The organism is Kitasatospora sp. YST-16, assembly GCF_026802215.1.
GTDB classification, from domain to species: Bacteria; Actinomycetota; Actinomycetes; order Streptomycetales; family Streptomycetaceae; genus Kitasatospora; species Kitasatospora cineracea.
In genome coordinates this window covers 4,568,078-4,586,100 of record NZ_CP113837.1, presented here as the reverse complement: position 1 = coordinate 4,586,100, position 18,023 = coordinate 4,568,078, and the positions used below count along the sequence as shown (strand labels likewise).

Annotated in this window: 15 protein-coding genes, 1 pseudogene and 1 riboswitch; of the genes and pseudogenes, 7 read left to right on the top strand and 9 right to left on the bottom strand. The window is 74.2% G+C overall.

Annotation, left to right across the window (positions count from 1 at the left end; translation table 11 throughout):
• Nucleotides 1-16: 16 nt before the first annotated feature.
• Together mctP and OU787_RS21080 are read left to right on the top strand one after the other, a co-directional pair.
• Entirely contained in the window at nt 17-1,612 is a 1,596-nt protein-coding gene (gene mctP / locus OU787_RS21085) for a monocarboxylate uptake permease MctP (protein WP_035953734.1), read from the top strand.
• A gap of 166 nt (nt 1,613-1,778) precedes the next feature.
• Nucleotides 1,779-2,537: a histidine phosphatase family protein gene (locus OU787_RS21080; protein ID WP_268660272.1), complete on the top strand. Its 759-nt coding sequence runs from the start codon at nt 1,779-1,781 to the stop codon at nt 2,535-2,537.
• 123 nt (nt 2,538-2,660) lie between these two features.
• On the opposite strand, the gene OU787_RS21075 is transcribed toward OU787_RS21080, so the two are convergent.
• Complete coding sequence (locus tag OU787_RS21075; RefSeq protein WP_030457809.1) at nt 2,661-3,641, bottom strand: helix-turn-helix domain-containing protein; 981 nt, start codon at nt 3,639-3,641, stop codon at nt 2,661-2,663.
• A gap of 275 nt (nt 3,642-3,916) precedes the next feature.
• Between OU787_RS21075 and OU787_RS21070 the strand changes: the two genes are divergently transcribed.
• The 3 genes from OU787_RS21070 to OU787_RS21060 all read left to right on the top strand — a co-directional run bounded on the left by OU787_RS21070 (nt 3,917) and on the right by OU787_RS21060 (nt 8,236).
• The gene (locus tag OU787_RS21070; RefSeq protein WP_268660271.1) at nt 3,917-4,411 is read left to right on the top strand and encodes a GNAT family N-acetyltransferase; all 495 of its coding nucleotides are present in this window, start codon (nt 3,917-3,919) and stop codon (nt 4,409-4,411) included.
• Between the two features lie 91 nt (nt 4,412-4,502).
• Nucleotides 4,503-4,629, top strand: a riboswitch (cobalamin riboswitch).
• Between the two features lie 173 nt (nt 4,630-4,802).
• Nucleotides 4,803-7,217 (top strand): ribonucleoside-diphosphate reductase subunit alpha, encoded by a 2,415-nt coding sequence (locus tag OU787_RS21065; protein WP_268660270.1) that lies wholly within the window; start codon nt 4,803-4,805, stop codon nt 7,215-7,217.
• A complete protein-coding gene (locus OU787_RS21060) occupies nt 7,217-8,236 on the top strand; it encodes a ribonucleotide-diphosphate reductase subunit beta (RefSeq protein WP_268660269.1) in 1,020 nt (339 codons plus the stop codon). Before OU787_RS21065 ends, OU787_RS21060 begins: the two co-directional genes overlap by 1 nt.
• 81 nt (nt 8,237-8,317) lie before the next feature.
• Here OU787_RS21060 and def read toward each other — a convergent pair whose 3' ends face one another.
• From def to OU787_RS21020, 8 genes and pseudogenes are all read right to left on the bottom strand, one after another.
• Nucleotides 8,318-8,944, bottom strand: coding sequence for a peptide deformylase (gene def / locus OU787_RS21055; protein WP_268660268.1), 627 nt, complete (start codon nt 8,942-8,944; stop codon nt 8,318-8,320).
• 82 nt (nt 8,945-9,026) lie between these two features.
• Nucleotides 9,027-10,010 (bottom strand): tetratricopeptide repeat protein, encoded by a 984-nt coding sequence (locus tag OU787_RS21050; protein ID WP_268661899.1) that lies wholly within the window; start codon nt 10,008-10,010, stop codon nt 9,027-9,029.
• Between the two features lie 107 nt (nt 10,011-10,117).
• Nucleotides 10,118-11,455, bottom strand: a complete 1,338-nt coding sequence (locus OU787_RS21045; protein ID WP_268660267.1) for an HD-GYP domain-containing protein — start codon at nt 11,453-11,455, stop codon at nt 10,118-10,120.
• A 7-nt stretch (nt 11,456-11,462) separates the two neighbouring features.
• A pseudogene (locus OU787_RS21040) lies at nt 11,463-12,734 on the bottom strand (HD-GYP domain-containing protein); the annotation flags it as partial.
• Nucleotides 12,735-13,034: 300 nt separating this feature from the next.
• A complete protein-coding gene (gene rsrA / locus OU787_RS21035; RefSeq protein ID WP_030462816.1) occupies nt 13,035-13,397 on the bottom strand; it encodes a mycothiol system anti-sigma-R factor in 363 nt (120 codons plus the stop codon).
• Nucleotides 13,394-14,107 (bottom strand): sigma-70 family RNA polymerase sigma factor, encoded by a 714-nt coding sequence (locus OU787_RS21030; RefSeq protein ID WP_081967205.1) that lies wholly within the window; start codon nt 14,105-14,107, stop codon nt 13,394-13,396. Before OU787_RS21030 ends, rsrA begins: the two co-directional genes overlap by 4 nt.
• Before the next feature lie 322 nt (nt 14,108-14,429).
• Nucleotides 14,430-15,053, bottom strand: coding sequence for an alpha/beta hydrolase family protein (locus tag OU787_RS21025; RefSeq protein ID WP_268660266.1), 624 nt, complete (start codon nt 15,051-15,053; stop codon nt 14,430-14,432).
• Between the two features lie 51 nt (nt 15,054-15,104).
• Nucleotides 15,105-15,842: an SOS response-associated peptidase gene (locus tag OU787_RS21020; protein WP_268660265.1), complete on the bottom strand. Its 738-nt coding sequence runs from the start codon at nt 15,840-15,842 to the stop codon at nt 15,105-15,107.
• A 116-nt stretch (nt 15,843-15,958) separates the two neighbouring features.
• On the opposite strand from OU787_RS21020, the gene OU787_RS21015 reads away from it, so the two are divergent.
• Nucleotides 15,959-16,666, top strand: a complete 708-nt coding sequence (locus OU787_RS21015; RefSeq protein WP_030462820.1) for a M50 family metallopeptidase — start codon at nt 15,959-15,961, stop codon at nt 16,664-16,666.
• Nucleotides 16,667-16,694: 28 nt separating this feature from the next.
• On the top strand, nt 16,695-18,014 hold the full coding sequence (gene aroA, locus OU787_RS21010) for a 3-phosphoshikimate 1-carboxyvinyltransferase (RefSeq protein WP_030462821.1): 1,320 nt from the start codon (nt 16,695-16,697) through the stop codon (nt 18,012-18,014).
• Nucleotides 18,015-18,023 lie beyond the last annotated feature (9 nt).

Below are 18,023 nucleotides of genomic sequence, written 5' to 3'. Positions count from 1 at the left end.
CGTGGACTGGACCGCGATGACGGTCTTCCTGCTGTTCTTCGCCGCGGTGACGGTGATGGGCTTCCTGGCCTCCCGCTGGCGCCGGGCCGCGGACGCCGAGCACCTGCACGAGTGGGGGCTGGGCGGCCGGAGCTTCGGCACCTGGATCACCTGGTTCCTGCTGGGCGGCGACCTGTACACCGCGTACACGTTCATCGCGGTGCCGGCGGCGATCTACGCGGCGGGCGCGGCGGGCTTCTTCGCGGTGCCGTACACGATCATCGCGTACCCGCTGGTGTTCCTGTTCCTGCCCCGGCTGTGGTCGGTCTCGCGGGTGCACGGGTACGTGACGCCGGCGGACTTCGTGCGCGGCCGGTACGGCTCGCGCGGGCTGTCGGTGGCGGTGGCGCTGACCGGCATCCTGGCGACCATGCCGTACGTGGCGCTGCAGCTGGTGGGCATCCAGGCGGTGCTGGACGTGCTGGGCGTGGGCGGCAGCGGCAACTGGTTCCTGAAGGACCTGCCGCTGTTCATCGCGTTCGGCGTGCTGGCCGCGTACACGTACTCCTCGGGGCTGCGGGCGCCGGCGCTGATCGCGTTCGTCAAGGACGCGCTGATCTACGTCGTGATCATCGTGGCGGTGGTCTACATCCCGATGCGGCTGGGCGGCTACGGGCACGTGTTCGACGCGGCGCAGCACAAGTTCGCCACGCCGGGGCCGACCGGGAAGCCGAGCGGGGCGCTGGTGGTCGGGCCGTCCGGGCAGTGGGCGTACGCGACGCTGGCGTTCGGGTCGGCGCTGGCGCTGTTCATGTACCCGCACTCGGTGACGGGCGTGCTGGCGTCGAAGTCGCGCAACACGGTGCGCCGGAACATGGCGATCATGCCGGCGTACTCGCTGATGCTGGGGCTGCTGGCGCTGCTGGGCTTCCTGGCGATCGCGGCCGGGGTGGGCAAGGGCGTGAAGGGCTACAACAGCCAACTGGCGGTGCCGCAGCTGTTCGCGGACATGTTCCCGTCCTGGTTCGCCGGGGTGGCGTTCGCGGCGATCGGGATCGGCGCGCTGGTGCCGGCCGCGATCATGTCGATCGCGGCGGCGAACCTGTTCACCCGCAACGTGTACAAGGAGTTCCTGAAGCCGGACGCGACGCCGGCCGAGGAGACCCGGGTGGCGAAGATCGCCTCGCTGCTGGTGAAGGTCGGCGCGCTGGTGTTCGTGCTGCTGATGGACAAGCAGGTGGCGATCAACTTCCAGCTGCTGGGCGGCCTGTGGATCCTGCAGACCGCGGTGGCGCTGGTGGCGGGCCTGTTCACCCGGTGGTTCCACCGCTGGGCGCTGCTGGCGGGCTGGGCGGTCGGCATGGTGTACGGCACCTGGATGGCGTGGGGGGTGTCCTCGGCGGCCACCAAGCACTTCGGCGGCAGCAACGCGAAGATCCCGGGCATCGGGGAGACCGGCTACATCGGTCTGACCGCGTTCGTGCTGAACCTGGCGGTGGCGGTGGTCCTGACGCTGGTGCTGCGGGCCCTGAAGGCCCCCGAGGGGGCCGACGAGACCTCGAAGGCCGACTACTCCGCGGAGGCCGGTGACGAGGCCGTGGAGCGCGCTCCACAGCCCGCGGCGGCGCACTGACGCACCGGGGGCGCAGACCTCCCCACCGTGCGCCCTGTGGTCGCGCCGTTGCCCCGATCGACACTGGGGTGACGGCGCGACCATCTGTTATGACTGCCCGTTCACGGGAGAGACCCGGGAGAGACGGGCGCACCGCACGCGCCACCGACCACGGGGAGCCACCGCCATGACCGACCTCACCACGGTACGCAACGGGCACCGACCGGAGGCACCGCAGCCGGACGGGGGGCCGAGACTGCCCTCGGTCCTGATCGCCACCCGGCACGGCGAGTCCACCGCCAACGTGGAGTTCCGGCACGCGGACGCCAGCGGCGCGCTCTCCGTCCCGATCACCTGCCGGGACGCCGACATCCCGCTCTCCCTGCACGGCCAGGACCAGGCCCGCGACCTGGGCCGCTGGTGGGCCGGGCGGCCGCCCGCCGACCGGCCCCGCTCGGTGTGGTGCTCGCCGTACGTGCGCACCGCGGAGACCGCCCGGATCGCGCTGGCCCAGGCGTCCGGGCTGGGCGCCGTCCCGGTCGGGCTGCCGGTGCGCTACGACGAGCGGCTGCGGGACCGCGAGCTGGGCGTGCTGGAGATGCTGACCAAGGCCGCGATCGAGCGCGACCACCCGGCGGAGGCCGAGCGGCGGCGCCGGATGGGCGAGCTGTACTACCGGCCGCCGGGCGGCGAGTCCTGGCTGGACGTGGCGCTGCGGGTGCGCGACCTGCTGCGCGACCTGGGCGAGGAGGAGGCGGGCCGGCCGGTGCTGGTGGTGGCGCACGACTGCACGGTGCTGATGCTGCGGCACGTGCTGGAGCGGCCGGCCGAGGAGGATCTGCTGGCGCTGCCGCCGGTGGCGAACTGCTCGACCAGCCTGTGGCGGGCCCGCGAGGGGCGGCTGCGCCCGGCCGGGTGGAACCGGACCGAGCACCTGTCGGCCTGAGACCGGCCCGCCGCCGCCTCGCTCCGCCCCGGCCCGCCGCCGCCACCGCCACCGCCACCGCCCTGCGGGCTGCCGCAGCGTCCCGCCCCGGCCCGCCCCGCGGGCTGCCGCGGCGCCCCGCGCTCAGGCGTCCTGGTGCTGCGGCCCGGTGACCCGGCGCGGGCCGCCGAAGGCCCGCCGGTAGGCCTGCGGGGTGGTGCCGAGCCGGCGGCCGAAGTGGTGCCGCAGGGTGGCGGCGTTGCCGAAGCCGCAGCGGGCGGCGATCGCGTCCACGCCCTCCCCGGTGGACTCCAGCAGGCGCTGCGCGAACAGCACCCGCTGGCCGGTGAGCCAGCGGTGCGGGGTGGTGCCGGTCTCCTCGCGGAAGCGGCGGGCGAAGGTGCGCGGCGACATGTGGGCGAGCCGGGCGAGCTGGTCGACGCCGGTCTCCCGGTCGAGGTGGCGACGCATCCACTCCAGCACCCCGGCCAGCGACTCGCCGCCGCCCTCGGGCACCGGGCGGTTGATGAACTGGGCCTGCCCGCCGTCCCGGTGCGGGGCGACCACCATCCGGCGGGCGATCTCCCGGGCCACCTCGGCGCCCTGCACCTTGCGGACCAGGTGCAGGCAGGCGTCGATGCCGGCGGCGGTGCCGGCCGAGGTGATCACCGGGTGGTCGTCGACGTACAGCACGCCGGGTTCGACGGTGGTCAGCGGGAAGCGCTCGGCCATCAGGTCGGCGTAGCGCCAGTGGGTGGTGCAGCGGCGGCCGTCGAGCAGGCCGGCCGCGCCGAGCAGGAAGCTGCCGGAGCAGATCGACAGCAGGTGGGCGCCGCGGTCGTGGGCGGCCCGCAGCGCCGCGCAGAGCGCCTCGGGGTAGTGGGTGCGGATGCCGGTGGCGGTGGCGATCACCAGGTCGGCCTCGGCGATCCGTTCGGGGCCGTGCGGGACGTCGACGGTGAAGCCGGCGTGGGTGCGCATCGGGCCGGGGCGGTCGCCGACCAGGGCGAAGTCGTAGACCGGCAGGCCGGACTCGCTCCGGTCCAGGCCGAACACCTCGCAGGCCACCCCGAGTTCGAAGGGGTGGATCTCTTCCAGCACGACGACGGCGACGTTGTTCAGCATCCGCATCGGGCCAGGATGGCAGTGGCAGGATTTCGTGGCAATGGTGCGTTCCTGCCACTCGTGGCGGCCCCGGCCCGCCGGGACAGTGGAGGCATGACCACCGCGCTCGCCCTGCTGGGCCTCATCGGCAGTTTCGGACTCCTCGGCGTCCTGGTCGGCCGCGACCTGGACCGCAACGGCCGGACCGGCCGCGACGCCGTGCACCGGCCGACCGGCTACCCCTTCGACCCGGACCTGGCCGATCCCCGCCGGAGGCCGTCCGGCACACTGTCCGGATGCACTCCCCGACCGTCCGCCGCGCCCTGGAGCGCGACCTCGCCGGAGCCGGGGAGGTCAGCGTCGAGGCCTTCGTCGGCGACGGCCACACCCGCCCCGACTCCCCGTACGTCGGCCTCCTGCGCGACACCGCCCGCCGCGACCGGGAGGCCGAGCTCCTGGTCGCCGTCGACGACGCGGGAGCCGTGCTCGGCTGCGTGACCTTCGCGCCCGGCGGCACCGCGTGGGCGGACGTCGCCGGGCCCGGCGAGGGCGAGATCCGGATGCTCGCGGTCGGCGCGGCGGCCCGCGGCCGCGGCGTCGGCCGGGCGCTGGTGGCGGCGGCGATCGGGCGCAGCCGGGAACTCGGACTGGCCGGGATGGCGTTCTCCACCCGGCCGTCGATGACCGCCGCGCACCGGATCTACGACGCGCTGGGCTTCGTCCGCACCCCCGGGCGGGACTGGTCGGCGGCGCCCGGAATGGACCTGTGGGTCTACACGATGCGGTTCTGAGGCGGTTCCCGGGCAGTTTCGTTGTCTACGCGCGGCGCCGCCGACGCGACACGCGCTACTACATCTGGTGCTTCCAGATCCAGCCACCACAACATGTATGCTCACTCTCGCTGTCGACGCAGGGGAACCCGGTGGAAGTCCGGGACTGCCCCGCAACGGTGAGCGGGCTGCAGCGACGCCCGCGCAGTCCGAGGACCTGCCGACGGTGTGCGACACGGCATCCCCGCAGACGCCATGCAGCACAGCTTTGCCGTCCGGTCTCGCGGGCGGACCGGGGGTGGTCTTCGGCGCGCCGGAACGCGTTCTCGTTCCTTCGTGCTGCCCTCCCCTGGCCGCGTGCGGTCCCGGACACCCGAGCCACGTCCGCCGCCGCCACAGGAGAGAGTGCGCCTTGACCGTCGCCGCCTCAGTCACCCTGCCGTCCCAGGGATCCGCCGACGCCTTCACCGATCCCGGTGCGGCGCTGCTCCGGCTGCTCACCGACCGCAGCACCGACCTCCCCCAGGTGGACCCCGGCCACGTCGCCGCCGCCGCGCTGCGCGGCCGCCACGCCGGTTCGGACTTCGCCGAGCTGCGCGGGCTGGCCGTGGAGGCCGCCGCGTCGATGATCGCCGAGGACCCGCAGTACTCGAAGCTGGCCGCCCGCCTGCTGGCGCTGGAGATCCGCGACGAGGCCGCGACCCAGCAGGTCACCTCGTTCTCCTCCTCGGTGGCCGTGGGCCACGCCGAGGGCCTGATCGGCGACGCCACCGCCGCGTTCGTCGCGCAGCACGCCGACCTGTTCGACTCGCTGGTGGACGAGGCGGGCGACGACCGCTTCGAGTACTTCGGCCTGCGCACCGTGCAGTCCCGCTACCTGCTGCGCCACCCGATCACCCGCAAGGTGGTCGAGACCCCGCAGCACTTCCTGCTCCGCGTGGCGGCGGGCCTGGCGGTCGGGACGACCGAGGAGTCGGTGCGCGAGGTCGCCGAGCTGTACACCCTGATGAGCCGGCTGGAGTACCTGACCAGCTCCCCGACGCTGTTCAACTCCGGCACCCGGCACCCGCAGATGTCCTCCTGCTACCTGCTGGACTCGCCGCTGGACAACCTGGACTCGATCTACAACCGGTACGCGCAGATCGCCCGGCTGTCCAAGCACGCCGGCGGCATCGGCCTGTCCTACTCGCGGATCCGCTCCCGCGGCTCGCTGATCCGCGGCACCAACGGCCAGTCGAACGGCATCGTGCCGTTCCTGCGCACCCTGGACTCCTCCGTGGCGGCGGTCAACCAGGGCGGCCGGCGCAAGGGCGCGGCCTGCGTGTACCTGGAGACCTGGCACGCCGACATCGAGGAGTTCCTGGAGCTCCGCGACAACACCGGCGAGGAGGCCCGCCGGACCCACAACCTGAACCTGGCGCACTGGATCCCGGACGAGTTCATGCGCCGGGTCAACGCCAACGCCGACTGGTCGCTGTTCTCCCCGGCGGACGTGCCGGAGCTGGTCGACCTGTGGGGCGCCGAGTTCGACGAGGCGTACGTGAAGGCCGAGCTGGCGGGCAAGGCCGTGCGCACCATCCCCGCGCAGACCCTGTACGCCCGGATGATGCGCACCCTGGCGCAGACCGGCAACGGCTGGATGACCTTCAAGGACGCCTCCAACCGGGCCGCCAACCAGACCGCGCTGCCGGGCCGCACGGTGCACTCCTCGAACCTGTGCACCGAGATCCTGGAGGTCACCGACGACTCGGAGACCGCGGTCTGCAACCTCGGCTCGGTCAACCTGGGCGCGCACGTCGCCCCCGGCGCCACCGCCGCCGACCTGCTGAACGCGATGGACTGGGACCGCCTGGACGCCACCGTCCGCACCGCGGTGACCTTCCTGGACCGCGTGATCGACATCAACTTCTACCCGACCACCGAGGCCGGGACGTCCAACTCCCGCTGGCGCCCGGTCGGCCTGGGCGTGATGGGCCTGCAGGACGTCTTCTTCCAGCTGCGGATCGACTTCGACTCCGCCGAGGCGGTCGCCCTCTCCACCCTGATCGCCGAGCGCATCATGCTCACCGCGTACGAGCGCTCCGCCGACCTGGCCGAGCAGTTCGGCCGGCACGAGGCGTACGGCGAGACCCGGGCCGCCCGCGGCCAGCTGCACGTCGACCACTTCGAGTCCGCGAACCCGCAGTGGGCCGAGCGCTGGGACGCCCTGCGCGCCCGGATCGCCGAGGTCGGCCTGCGCAACTCGCTGCTGCTCGCCATCGCCCCGACCGCGACCATCGCGTCCATCGCCGGCGTATACGAGTGCATCGAGCCGCAGGTCTCCAACCTGTTCAAGCGCGAGACCCTGTCCGGCGAGTTCCTCCAGGTCAACCCGTACCTGGTGCGCGAGCTCAAGGAGCTGGGCGTCTGGGACCAGACCACCCGGGACGCGCTGCGCGACGCCAACGGCTCCATCCAGGAGTTCAACTGGCTGCCGCAGGAGGTCCGTTCGCTGTACCGCACGGCGTGGGAGCTGCCGCAGCGCGCGCTGATCGACCTGGCCGCAGCCCGGCAGCCGTACATCGACCAGAGCCAGTCGCTGAACCTGTTCATGGCGGCGCCGACCATCGGCAAGCTCTCCTCGATGTACTCCTACGCCTGGAAGGTCGGGCTGAAGACCACCTACTACCTGCGCTCCCGCCCGGCGACCCGGATCGCCCAGGCCGCGTCCGGAGCCGCCCGCACCGCCGCCCCCGTCCCGGTGCAGACCCCCTCCCTCTCCCAGGCCGAGCAGGACGCCATCGCCTGCTCGCTGGAGAACCCCGAGTCCTGCGAGGCCTGCCAGTAATGAGCTCCGAAGACCAGAAGAAGATGCTGCTCGACCCGGGCTTCGAGCTGACGCTGCGTCCGATGCGCTACCCGTCGTTCTACGACCGGTACCGGGACGCGATCAAGAACACCTGGACCGTGGAGGAGGTGGACCTGCACTCCGACGTCGCCGACCTCGCCAAGCTCTCCGAGGGCGAGCGGCACATGATCGGCCGGCTGGTCGCGTTCTTCGCCACCGGTGACTCGATCGTCTCCAACAACGTGGTGCTGAGCCTCTACAAGCACATCAACTCCCCCGAGGCCCGCCTCTACCTGTCGCGGCAGCTGTTCGAGGAGGCCGTGCACGTCCAGTTCTACCTGACGCTGCTGGACACCTACCTGCCCGACCCGGAGGACCGCAACGCCGCCTTCGCCGCGGTGGAGAACATCCCCTCCATCGCGCAGAAGGCCCAGTTCTGCTTCAAGTACATGAACGCGGTCGACCACATCGACTCGCTGCGGTCCAAGGACGACCGCCGGGCCTTCCTGCTCAACCTGATCTGCTTCGCGGCCTGCGTCGAGGGCCTGTTCTTCTACGGCGCCTTCGCCTACGTGTACTGGTTCCGCAGCCGCGGCCTGCTGCACGGCCTGGCCACCGGCACCAACTGGGTGTTCCGCGACGAGTCGATGCACATGGACTTCGCGTTCTCCGTGGTCGACACCGTCCGCGAGGAGGAGCCCGACCTCTTCGACGACAAGATGGCCCAGCAGGTCACCGAGATGCTGGAGGAGGCCGTCGAGGCCGAGCTCCAGTTCGCCCGCGACCTGTGCGGCGAGGGCCTGCCCGGCATGAACACCGAGTCGATGCGCGAGTACCTCCAGGCGGTCGCCGACCAGCGCCTGGCCCGCCTCGGCCTGCCGGTCCGGTACGGCTCCACCAACCCGTTCGGCTTCATGGAGCTGCAGAACGTCCAGGAGCTGACCAACTTCTTCGAACGCCGGGTCTCCGCCTACCAGATCGCCGTCGAGGGCTCGGTCTCCTTCGACGACGACTTCTAGGCCGCCACCGGCCCGGAGAACAGCACGCAGAACAGCACGGAGGGCCGCACCCCCGCGGGGGTGCGGCCCTCCGCCGTACCGTCAGTCGTTGGGGACGGTGGCGTACTTGGGGGTGCCGTCGGCCATCTGCCGCAGCGCGTCCTTGCGGTCCCGCTTGGAGAGCCGGTCGATGTACAGGTACCCGTACAGGTGGTCGGTCTCGTGCTGCAGGCAGCGGGCGAAGAAGCCGGTGCCCTCGACCCGGACGAGGTTGCCGTCCTTGTCCTGGCCGGTGACGGCCGCGTAGTCGGGGCGGGCCAGCTCCTGGTAGGCGGTGGGGACGGACAGGCAGCCCTCCTGGCCGTCGTCCAGCGCCCGGCGGCCGGCCGGCAGCTCCTCCAGCACCGGGTTGACCACGTGCCCGATGTGCCGGACGCCCTCGTCGTCGGGGCAGTCGTAGACGAAGACCTTCAGGTCGACGCCGATCTGGTTGGCGGCCAGGCCGACGCCCTCCGCCGCGTACATCGACTGGAACATGTCGTCGATCAGCGCGGACAGCTCGCCGTCGAACGCGGTGACGGTCTTCACCTCGCGGTGCAGCACCGGGTTGCCGACCACGGTGATCGGACGCGCGGTGCCCTTGGACAGGTCCGGCTCCTCGCCGACCACCCGCTGGGGCTCGCCGTCCTCGTGGTCGTGGTCGTGCTCGTGGTCGTGCTGCTCGGCCATCGCTCGGTTCCGCTTTCGTCCGCATCCGCCTGGTGTACCGGTCCAGGGTACGGGGCGCGCTCCGGCCGCGGGCGGCCCCGGGTCAGCAGACCTCTTCGAGGTCCCGGTAGGCGCGGGTGGCCGGGGAGGCCGCGGCCCAGCGCTCCAGCAGGGCCCGGACCAGGCCGGCGGGCGCGGCGATCCCGCACTCGCGCTCGACCTGCCAGGGGCCGCCGGCCGCGCCCTGGCTGAGGTGGCTGAGGTGGCCGGGGTGCAGCGGGTCGCCGTCGTCGTGCGGGTCGTGGTGCGCGGTGTGGCCGTCGTCGATGGCCATCCGGGACTCCGAGCAGGTGCGGCACAGCAGCCGCACCGAGGACGTCCAGTCCTCGGCGGCGTACCCGGCGTCGGCCACCGTCTTCTCCAGCGCGTCCCGGTCGGCGGCGGTGGCGGCCTGCAGCAGCACCACCCAGGTCGGCACGGGCGAGGGCGCCCACAGCTCGATCTCGTCGAAGACCGGGTAGGCGACGTCGTCGGCGACCCGCTCGCCGTGCGGGGCGCCGTCGTGCAGCACCACCTCGCCCCAGCGGCGGCCGGAGGACGGCAGCGGGATGGACAGCACCTCGATCCGGGCCGGGTCGAGCCGCCGCCCCCACACCACCTCGGACTCGCCGTCCGGGGACAGCCGCACCGGGGTGGTGCCCAGGTCCAGCTCGATCGGCCCGTCCAGTCCGGGCCCGCCGGGCAGCCGCAGCCCGTACGCCTGCCAGGCGCGGCGGGCCAGCGGCCAGTCCTGCAGGGCGGTGGCGGTGATGCCGAGGTTCCACCAGTCCGGGGCGCCGTGCTGGCGGTCGAGCAGCGCGACGGCGCGCAGGCCGGCCGAGCGGGCCTGCTCCCAGTCGCGGCGGAACTTGTGCAGCAGGGCCAGGTTGAACCAGGAGTCGGACAGCCACGGTTCCAGGTCGGCGGCCATCACCAGCAACGCCCCGGCGTCCTCGTAGCGGCCGTCTCCGATCAGGGTGAACGCACGGTCGGTGGTCTGCCGCCAGGTCGCCGACGGACGGTGCCGTGCGCGGTGGAAGATCCTCACGTTGGTCCCTTGCCGTCGGTCGTCACCGGGTCGCCCCGCCTCCGGGTCTTCCCGCCACGACCGCATCCAACCACGCCCGCCCCCGGCCGCGCGCCCCGCGCGGCCATTCAGGCCGCCGGGCGGCAGCGGCGGTCCGGGCCGCGGGCGGCGCGGTGACCGCGGCGGCCGAGCCGGGCCAGCGCGTCCAGCACCACCGGGTCGTAGCCGTGCCCGGCGTCCAGGCGCAGGTGTTCCAGCGGGTCGAGCAGCCCGGCCCGGGGACGGTCGGCGGCGGCGGTGCGCAGGTCGTCGTGGGCGTTGGCGACCCGGATGATCCGGGAGGCCAGCGGCAGGGTGGGGTCGTGCCGGCCGTCGGCGAGGCGGCACGGGTCGGCCAGCCTGGCGACCTGCTGCCACACCTGCCGGGGCACCCCGGTGCGCTGGATCACCTCGCTGCCGAGCCGGGCGATCCGCTGCTGCTCGCCGTCCGGCAGCAGCGCGGTGGCCCCGCCCGGGACGGGCTCGACCAGCGACAGCTGCCCGATGTCGTGCATCAGCGCGGCGTACTCGAGCAGCGTCAGTTCCCGGCTGCCGAGGCCGAGTTCGCGCCCCAGCGCGCACGCCGTGTCGGCGACCCGGCGGGCGTGCCCGGGGGTGGTGTACCCGGCGATCTCGGTGGCCCGGGCCAGCGTCTCGATGGTCTGCCCGGTGGTGGCCCGCACCGCGACGGCCCGCCGGAACGACGCCTGGGCGAGGATCAGCGGCAGGCAGAACACCGGCAGCGCCCACAGCCCGGCCTCCCCGGCGAGCAGGCTCAGCAGCAGTCCGGTGGCGACCTGCGCGGAGCCGATGCCGAGCAGCGCGTGCAGCTGGTCGTCCAGCGCGGCGGCGTACCGCAGCCCGGTGCGGGCGCACTGCTGGGCGGCGGCCAGCACCGCGTCGCCGAGCGCGGTCAGCGCGGCGACCCCGGCGAGCAGCGCCCCGTAGGCGGGTCCGGGCATCCGGTCGGTGACGCCGGAGTTGTACAGCGGCTGGAACAGCAGGGCGGCGAACGCGACGGTGACCAGTCGGCGGGCGGCGGCGTCCAGGCCGGCCAGCGGGGCGCGCGGCCGGTGCCGGACGGCGGCCAGCGCCCACTGCCCGGCGAGCTGGGTGCCCAGCCCGAGCAGGGTGCCGACCGCGGTGACGCCCGCGACCTGCAGCATCCCGTGCGTGGTGGGCAGCCCGTGCAGCGGCCCGAGCAGCGCGTACGCGAGGGCGACGGCGGTGGCGACGGGCGCGGGTTCGCGGTCGCCGGGCAGCGCGGGCCCGGCGCACTGGCCGAGGCCGATCAGCCCGGCGAAGGCCAGGGCGACGCCGCGCTGGGCGACGCCGTCGGCCAGCGCGTGCAGGACGGCGGCGGCCCCGAGCGTGACGGCCGCGGCGAGCAGCAGGTCGGCCGGGGCCGGGCGGCGGCGGGTGTTCACGCCGCTCCCCGGCCGGCAGGCCGGTGCCGGACTGCTGGGGCAGCCGGGCCGGCTCGGGCACGCCGAGCGGGATGTCCGGCACCTCGCCGTCCCAGCCGCCGGGCGGCGGCGGTTCGGGCTGCCAGCCGTGCTCGGCGACGGCCTCGACCAGCGCGCCGACCATCACCGGGTCGAACTGGCTGCCGGCGCACCGCTCCAGTTCGGCGACCGCCTCGGGGACGGGGCGCCCGCGCCGGTAGGAGCGGGTCGAGGTCATCGAGTCGAAGGCGTCGGCGACCGAGATGATCCGGGCGAACTCGGGGATCCGCTCCCCGGTCAGCCCGTGCGGGTAGCCGCGGCCGTCCATCCGCTCGTGGTGGTGCAGGATGCCGTCGCGGCCCTCGCCGAGGAAGTCCAGCTGCCGCACCAGCTCGTGCCCGAACACCGGGTGCACCTCGACGGCGCGCCGCTCGGCGTCGGTCAGCGGCCCGTTGCGGCGCAGCAGTTCGGTGGCGACGGCGAGCTTGCCGACGTCGTGCAGCGTCCCGGCGAAGTGCAGGGTGCGGATCCGGTCCTCGGCCAGGCCGAGCTGGCGGGCGATCAGCACCGAGGCCCGGCCGACCCGTTCGCTGTGGCCGCGGGTGTAGGCGTCCTTGATCTCCACGGCCTGCACCAGGGCCTGCACGGTGGCCCGGTGCGCGGTCCGCTCGCGGTGGCCCTGCGCGGACAGCCAGGCGGTGATGGTCAGCGGCAGCAGCCCGAGCACGGCGGCGAACGCCCCGTACGGGCCCTGCCACAGCACCGCGATCATCAGGCCGCCCGCGCCGTGCAGCAGCGCGGCGGGCGCGGCCCGGCGCAGCGCCCGGGCCGCGCCGGGCCCGGCGGCGCCGCAGGTCAGCCGGACCATGCCGGCCACCAGCACGCCGTTGACCAGGCAGAACGTCAGGATCGCGGCCAGCGCGCCCAGCGCGGCGCCGGGGAAGCGGGTGCCGAGCAGCAGCCGGACCCCGCCGAGCAGCCGGAACACCTCGGCGGCGGCGGCCGCGGCCAGGGCCAGTTGGGCGGCGTTCCACACCCGGCGCAGCCCGCGCGGGTGGACGGCCGGGCCGAGCAGCGCCCCGGGCAGGGCGACCAGGGCGGCCGCGGCGGGCGGCAGCATCAGCACGCCCGCGAACAGCACCGGGAAGAAGCCGCTGCCCCGCGGGTCGGCCGGGGCCTCGTCGGCGGGGCGGCCGCGCAGCCGGCGCCAGACCCGGGCGCACGGGGTGCGGGCGCCCTGTGCCAGCGACTCCAGGCACATGTGCAGCAGGGCCAGCAGGCCGATCCGGGGCCAGTCGGGCCGGGGGCCGGCCGCGGCCAGCGGCAGCAGCACCGCGAACGCGGCCGCCAGGACGGCGGCCAGGTAGCCCACGGCCCGCCCCGGCAGGGCGGCGGCGCTCCGCTCGCGTTCGCTTCCGCTGGCGATCTCGGCCTCCCCAGCCCGTTCCGGGCCCTCCGACGTGAGGACTCGTCAGAGAATAGGGCCCGCCCGCGCGGGTGCGGCGCACGATCGCGTATTGCCGCAGCCGGAGCAGCGACAGCTCACCCGATCGAGTGAGTGCTACTCGGCGGTCGCCACCGCGGAGCCGTGTCCGGCCGTCCCGTCGACCGTCACCTCGACGCTCACCGCGGACACCTCGATCACCGAGGTGTCCACCTCTCCCGAGCGCTGGGTGCGGATCGAGTCGATCCGGGCCAGCACCTTGGCCCGCAGGTCGGTCGGGGGCGCGTCGCACCCGCAGGAGCGCTTGATCAGCGCCTTGATCGCCTGTTCCAGGCCGTACTTCTCCAAGCACGGCGAGCACTCGTCGAAGTGCACCCGCAGCTTGGCGCAGTCGCCCTCGGGCATCTCGTTGTCGAGGAATTCGTAGAGGTGGTCGAGCACCTCTCCGCACTCGGTCTCGTGCGGATCGCCGCAGCTCATGAGCCCGCGCCCTTCGCTTCCTGCCCTGCACCGGTACCGGCCGGGACCAGCCCCCGCTCGCGGGCGTAGTCCTCCAGCATGCCGCGCAACTGACGGCGGCCACGGTGCAGTCGGGACATCACCGTACCGATGGGTGTACCCATGATGTCCGCGATCTCCTTGTACGCAAAGCCCTCGACGTCCGCGAGGTACACCGCGATCCGGAATTCCTCCGGGATGGCCTGGAGCGCGTCCTTCACGTCGCTGTCCGGCAGGTGGTCGAGCGCCTGCGTCTCGGCCGAGCGCAGCCCGGTCGACATGTGCGACTCGGCGCGCGCCAGCTGCCAGTCCTCGATCTCCTCGGCCGCGGTGCGCTGGGGTTCGCGCTGCTTCTTGCGGTACGAGTTGATGAAGGTGTTGGTGAGGATGCGGTACAGCCAGGCCTTGAGGTTGGTGCCCTCGCGGAACTGGTGGAACGACGCGTACGCCTTGGCGAACGCCTCCTGGAGCAGGTCCTCCGCGTCGGCCGGGTTGCGGGTCATCCGCAGCGCCGCCGAGTACATCGGGTCCAGGTAGCCGAGCGCGTCGCGCTCGAAGCGTGCGCGCCTGGCCTGCTCGCTCTCGTTCTCGGACACCCGGAAGGTGTCCTCGCCGATCGCCTCGGCCAGTTCGTCGCCGGTGAGCTGTTCGCCCTCCGGTCGGCCCTGGTCGGCGCCAGCAGCGCCCGACACGGCCGCGTCATCGGTCCCGACGACCGGACCCACCTCCTCGGAAACCCGCACACGGCCCACCTCGGGCCGACCCGCAAGCGAGGATATCGGGCTGACCGGCTTCTCGCCCGCGACAACCCACTCCGACCAGTCCGGCAGGAGCGCGGACTGCGCGGCCCGCTCTTCCGGCCGCTCGCGGCACGCGATCGAACCCATGGACCCTGCCTTTCCACCGGGGGCATGTTCTGACGACTCGTGCAACCCCGTCGACCGCCGCCGCATTCCCGGCCCCGCGCACCGAGGCGCAACTCACGTCCGCCACCGCGGCCTTGCCGCCGCGGGCTCAGCGGAGCCAGTCGGTGACCGCCGCGGTGACCAGGTCCAGCGCCTCGTCCTGGGTCAGCGGGGCCTTCTTCGGGACCTTGAAGCCGTGCGCGGCGTGCGGGACCCCGGCCAGGCGGTGGGTGGCGGGCAGTTCCGGGAACTCGCCGGGGGTGCCGAAGGTGTCCGCGCCGCCCTGCACGACCAGCGTGGGCAGGCCGGTGGCGAGCAGCTCGTCCGCCCGGCTCTTCTCCGGCCTGCCGGGCGGGTGCAGCGGGAAGGCCAGCGCGAGGACGCCCGCGGCGCCGAGGGCGGCGGAGGTGCGGCAGGCGACCCGGGCGCCGGCGCTGCGGCCGCCCGCGTACACCGGCAGCCCTTCCCCGGCCGCGGCGGCGAACTGCGCGGGCCAGCCGGCGTCGAGGGCGGCCGGGGCCGGGGCGAGCTTGCGCCCGGCCACCCGCCAGGGCTGCTCGGCGAGCACCACGGTGACGCCGCGCCGCGGCAGCGCGGCGGCCAGCGCCTGCAGGTCGGGCGCCTCGACGCCGCCGCCCGCCCCGTGCCCCAGGAGCAGGACGGCCCGCGCCCCGGCGGCCCGGAACCAGTGGAGCCGGGCGTCCCCGGCCGGGGTCTCGACGATCTGCTGCACGGCGCCGAGCGTACCCGGGCCCGGCTCCCCCGCCGCGGCGGCCGGGCGGGCTCAGAACAGCGTGGTGAGGTCGTCCTCGGTGAGCGGGCGGGTCAGGCCGGGGTGGTTGTTGCGGATCCTGCCGACCTCGTCGGGGACGGCGTGGATGCGCAGGTCGCCGGGCGGGGGCGGGGTGAGGTCGGCGGTCTCGGCGTGCGGGTCGAGCCAGGCGTCCCAGCGGTCGGGGCCGAGGTAGAGCGGCATCCGCTCGTGGACGGGGGCGAGCAGCGGTTCGGCGGCGGTGGTGACGACGGTGCAGGTGACCAGCCAGGCGTCGGGGTGGTCGCCGGGGCGCTCGCGGTCGCGCCAGAACTCGTACAGCCCGGCGAGGGCGAGCGGCGCGCCGTCGGCGCGGTGCACGAAGTAGGGGCGGCGGGGCGGGCGGGAGACGTCGTCGGTGGGGGCGGTCTGCCACTCGTAGTAGCCGTCGACGGGTATCAGGCAGCGCCGGGAGGCGTACGCCTGCCGGTAGGCGGGCTTCTCGTGGACGGTCTCCGCCCGGGCGTTGATCATCTTGACCGCGGTCTCGGGGCTGCTCGCCCAGCCGGGCACCAGGCCCCAGCGCAGGGTGTGCAGTTGGCGCACGGGGCGGCGCTGTCCGCGCGGGGCGCGGTCGAGGACGGCATAGGTCCGCGCGGTGGGGGCGACGTTCCAGCTGGGGGCGATCGTCTCGGTCGGGTCCCACTGCTCGACGCCGAACAGGCGGACCAGTTCGGCGGGTTCGGTGGAGGAGGCGAAGCGTCCGCACATGGCGTCCAGCTTGCCAGAGCGGGAGGGGGCAGAACCAGCGGCTACCGGCGGCCCGTCCTTCCGTGGGAGGCTGCCCGCCCCGGGCTGGGGAGACGACGGTGATCGGAGGTCGGCGGATGGACTTCGCACAACTGTGGGACCGGGTGACGGCCGTGCAGCCGGACCCTCCGCACTGGCTGGTGTGGGGCACCGCGGCGGTGGCGCTGCTGGCGGTGGCGGTGCGCCCGGTGTGGATGTGGACCCGCACCGTGGTGACGATCGCGCACGAGGGCGGGCACGGGCTCACCGCGCTGCTGACCCGGCGGCGGCTGTCGGGCATCCGGCTGCACTCGGACACCTCGGGGCTGACGGTCTCCTCCGGGAAGCCGACCGGCCCGGGCATGGTGCTGACCGCGGCGGCGGGCTACCCGGCGCCCTCGCTGCTGGGCCTGGGCGGGGCGGCGCTGCTGGCCGCGGGGCGGACCACCGCGCTGCTGTGGATCGGCATCGCGCTGCTGGCGGCGATGCTGCTGACGCTGCGCAACCTGTTCGGGGTGCTGGCGGTGCTGGTGACGGGCGGGGCGTTCGTCGCGGTGTCCTGGTACGGGACGGCCGAATGGCAGGGGGCGTTCGCCTACCTGGGGGTGTGGTTCCTGCTGCTGGCGGGGGTGCGCCCGATGCTGGAGCTGTGGGTGACCCGGCGGCGGCGCGGCGGCGCGCCCGGCTCGGACGCCGACCAGTTGGCGCGGCTGACGGGGGTGCCGGGGGCGCTGTGGGTGGTGGCGTTCCTGGCGGTGGCGCTGGCCTGCCTGGGGCTCGGAGCGGCCTGGCTGCTGCCCCGGTAGCGGCACGGCGCCTCATAGACTTGACGCCATGACCGACTCCCTGTGGCCCGCTCCCGTCGCCACCGCCGCCGTGGACGCGACCGTGACGATCCCCGGCTCGAAGTCCGCGACCAACCGCGCGCTGGTGCTGGCCGCCCTCGCCGACGGCCCGGGCTGGGTGCGCCGCCCGCTGCGCAGCCGCGACTCGCAGCTGATGGCGGACGGCCTGCGGGCGCTGGGCGTGACGGTCGAGGAGACGGTGAACGCGGCGTCCGGCGGCACCGGCGGCGGCGAGGCGTGGCGGGTCATCCCGGCCGAGCGGCTGCGCGGCCCGGCGCACGTGGACGTGGGCAACGCCGGGACGGTGATGCGCTTCCTGCCGCCGCTGGCCACCCTGGCCGACGGCCCGGTGCACTTCGACGGCGACCCGCGCAGCCACGAGCGCCCGCAGCACGGCGTGATCGACGCGCTGCGCGCGCTGGGCGCCCGGATCGAGGACGGCGGCCGCGGCGGCTTCCCGCTGACCGTGCACGGCACCGGCGCGCTGGACGGCGGCGCGGTGGAGGTGGACGCCTCGTCCTCCTCGCAGTTCGTCTCGGCGCTGCTGCTGTCCGGGGCGCGCTTCAACCACGGCGTGGAGATCCGCAACACCGGCGGGCCGGTGCCCTCGCTGCCGCACATCCGGATGACCGTCGACATGGTCCGCAAGGCCGGCGGCCAGGTGGACGCGCCGGAGGACGGCGGCGAGAAGGACGTCTGGCGGGTCACCCCGGGCGCGCTGATCGGCCGCGACCTGGTGGTCGAGCCGGACCTGTCGAACGCGGCCCCGTTCTTCGCGGCGGCGCTGGCCACCGGCGGCCGGGTGACCGTCCGGGACTGGCCGAAGCACACGTACCAGCCGGGCGACCAGCTGCGCGAGATCTACACCGCGATGGGCGGCTCCTGCGCATTCGTGGACGACGGGCTGCAGTTCACCGGCACCGGCAAGATCCACGGCATCGAGGCCGACCTGCACGACGTCGGCGAGCTGACCCCGGTGATCGCCGCGGTGGCGGCGCTGGCCGACTCCGAGTCGCACCTGTACGGCATCGCGCACCTGCGGCTGCACGAGACCGACCGGTTGGCCGCGCTGGCCAAGGAGATCAACTCCCTGGGCGGCGACGTCACCGAGACGGAGGACGGGTTGCGGATCCGGCCCCGCCCGCTGCACGGCGGCGTCTTCCACACCTACGAGGACCACCGGCTGGCCACCGCCGCCGCCGTCCTGGGCCTGGCCGTGGAGGGCGTGCTGGTGGAGGACGTGGCGACCACCGCCAAGACCCTGCCGGACTTCCCGCAGATGTGGGCCGACCTCCTCGGCCAGGGCTGACGGGGGATC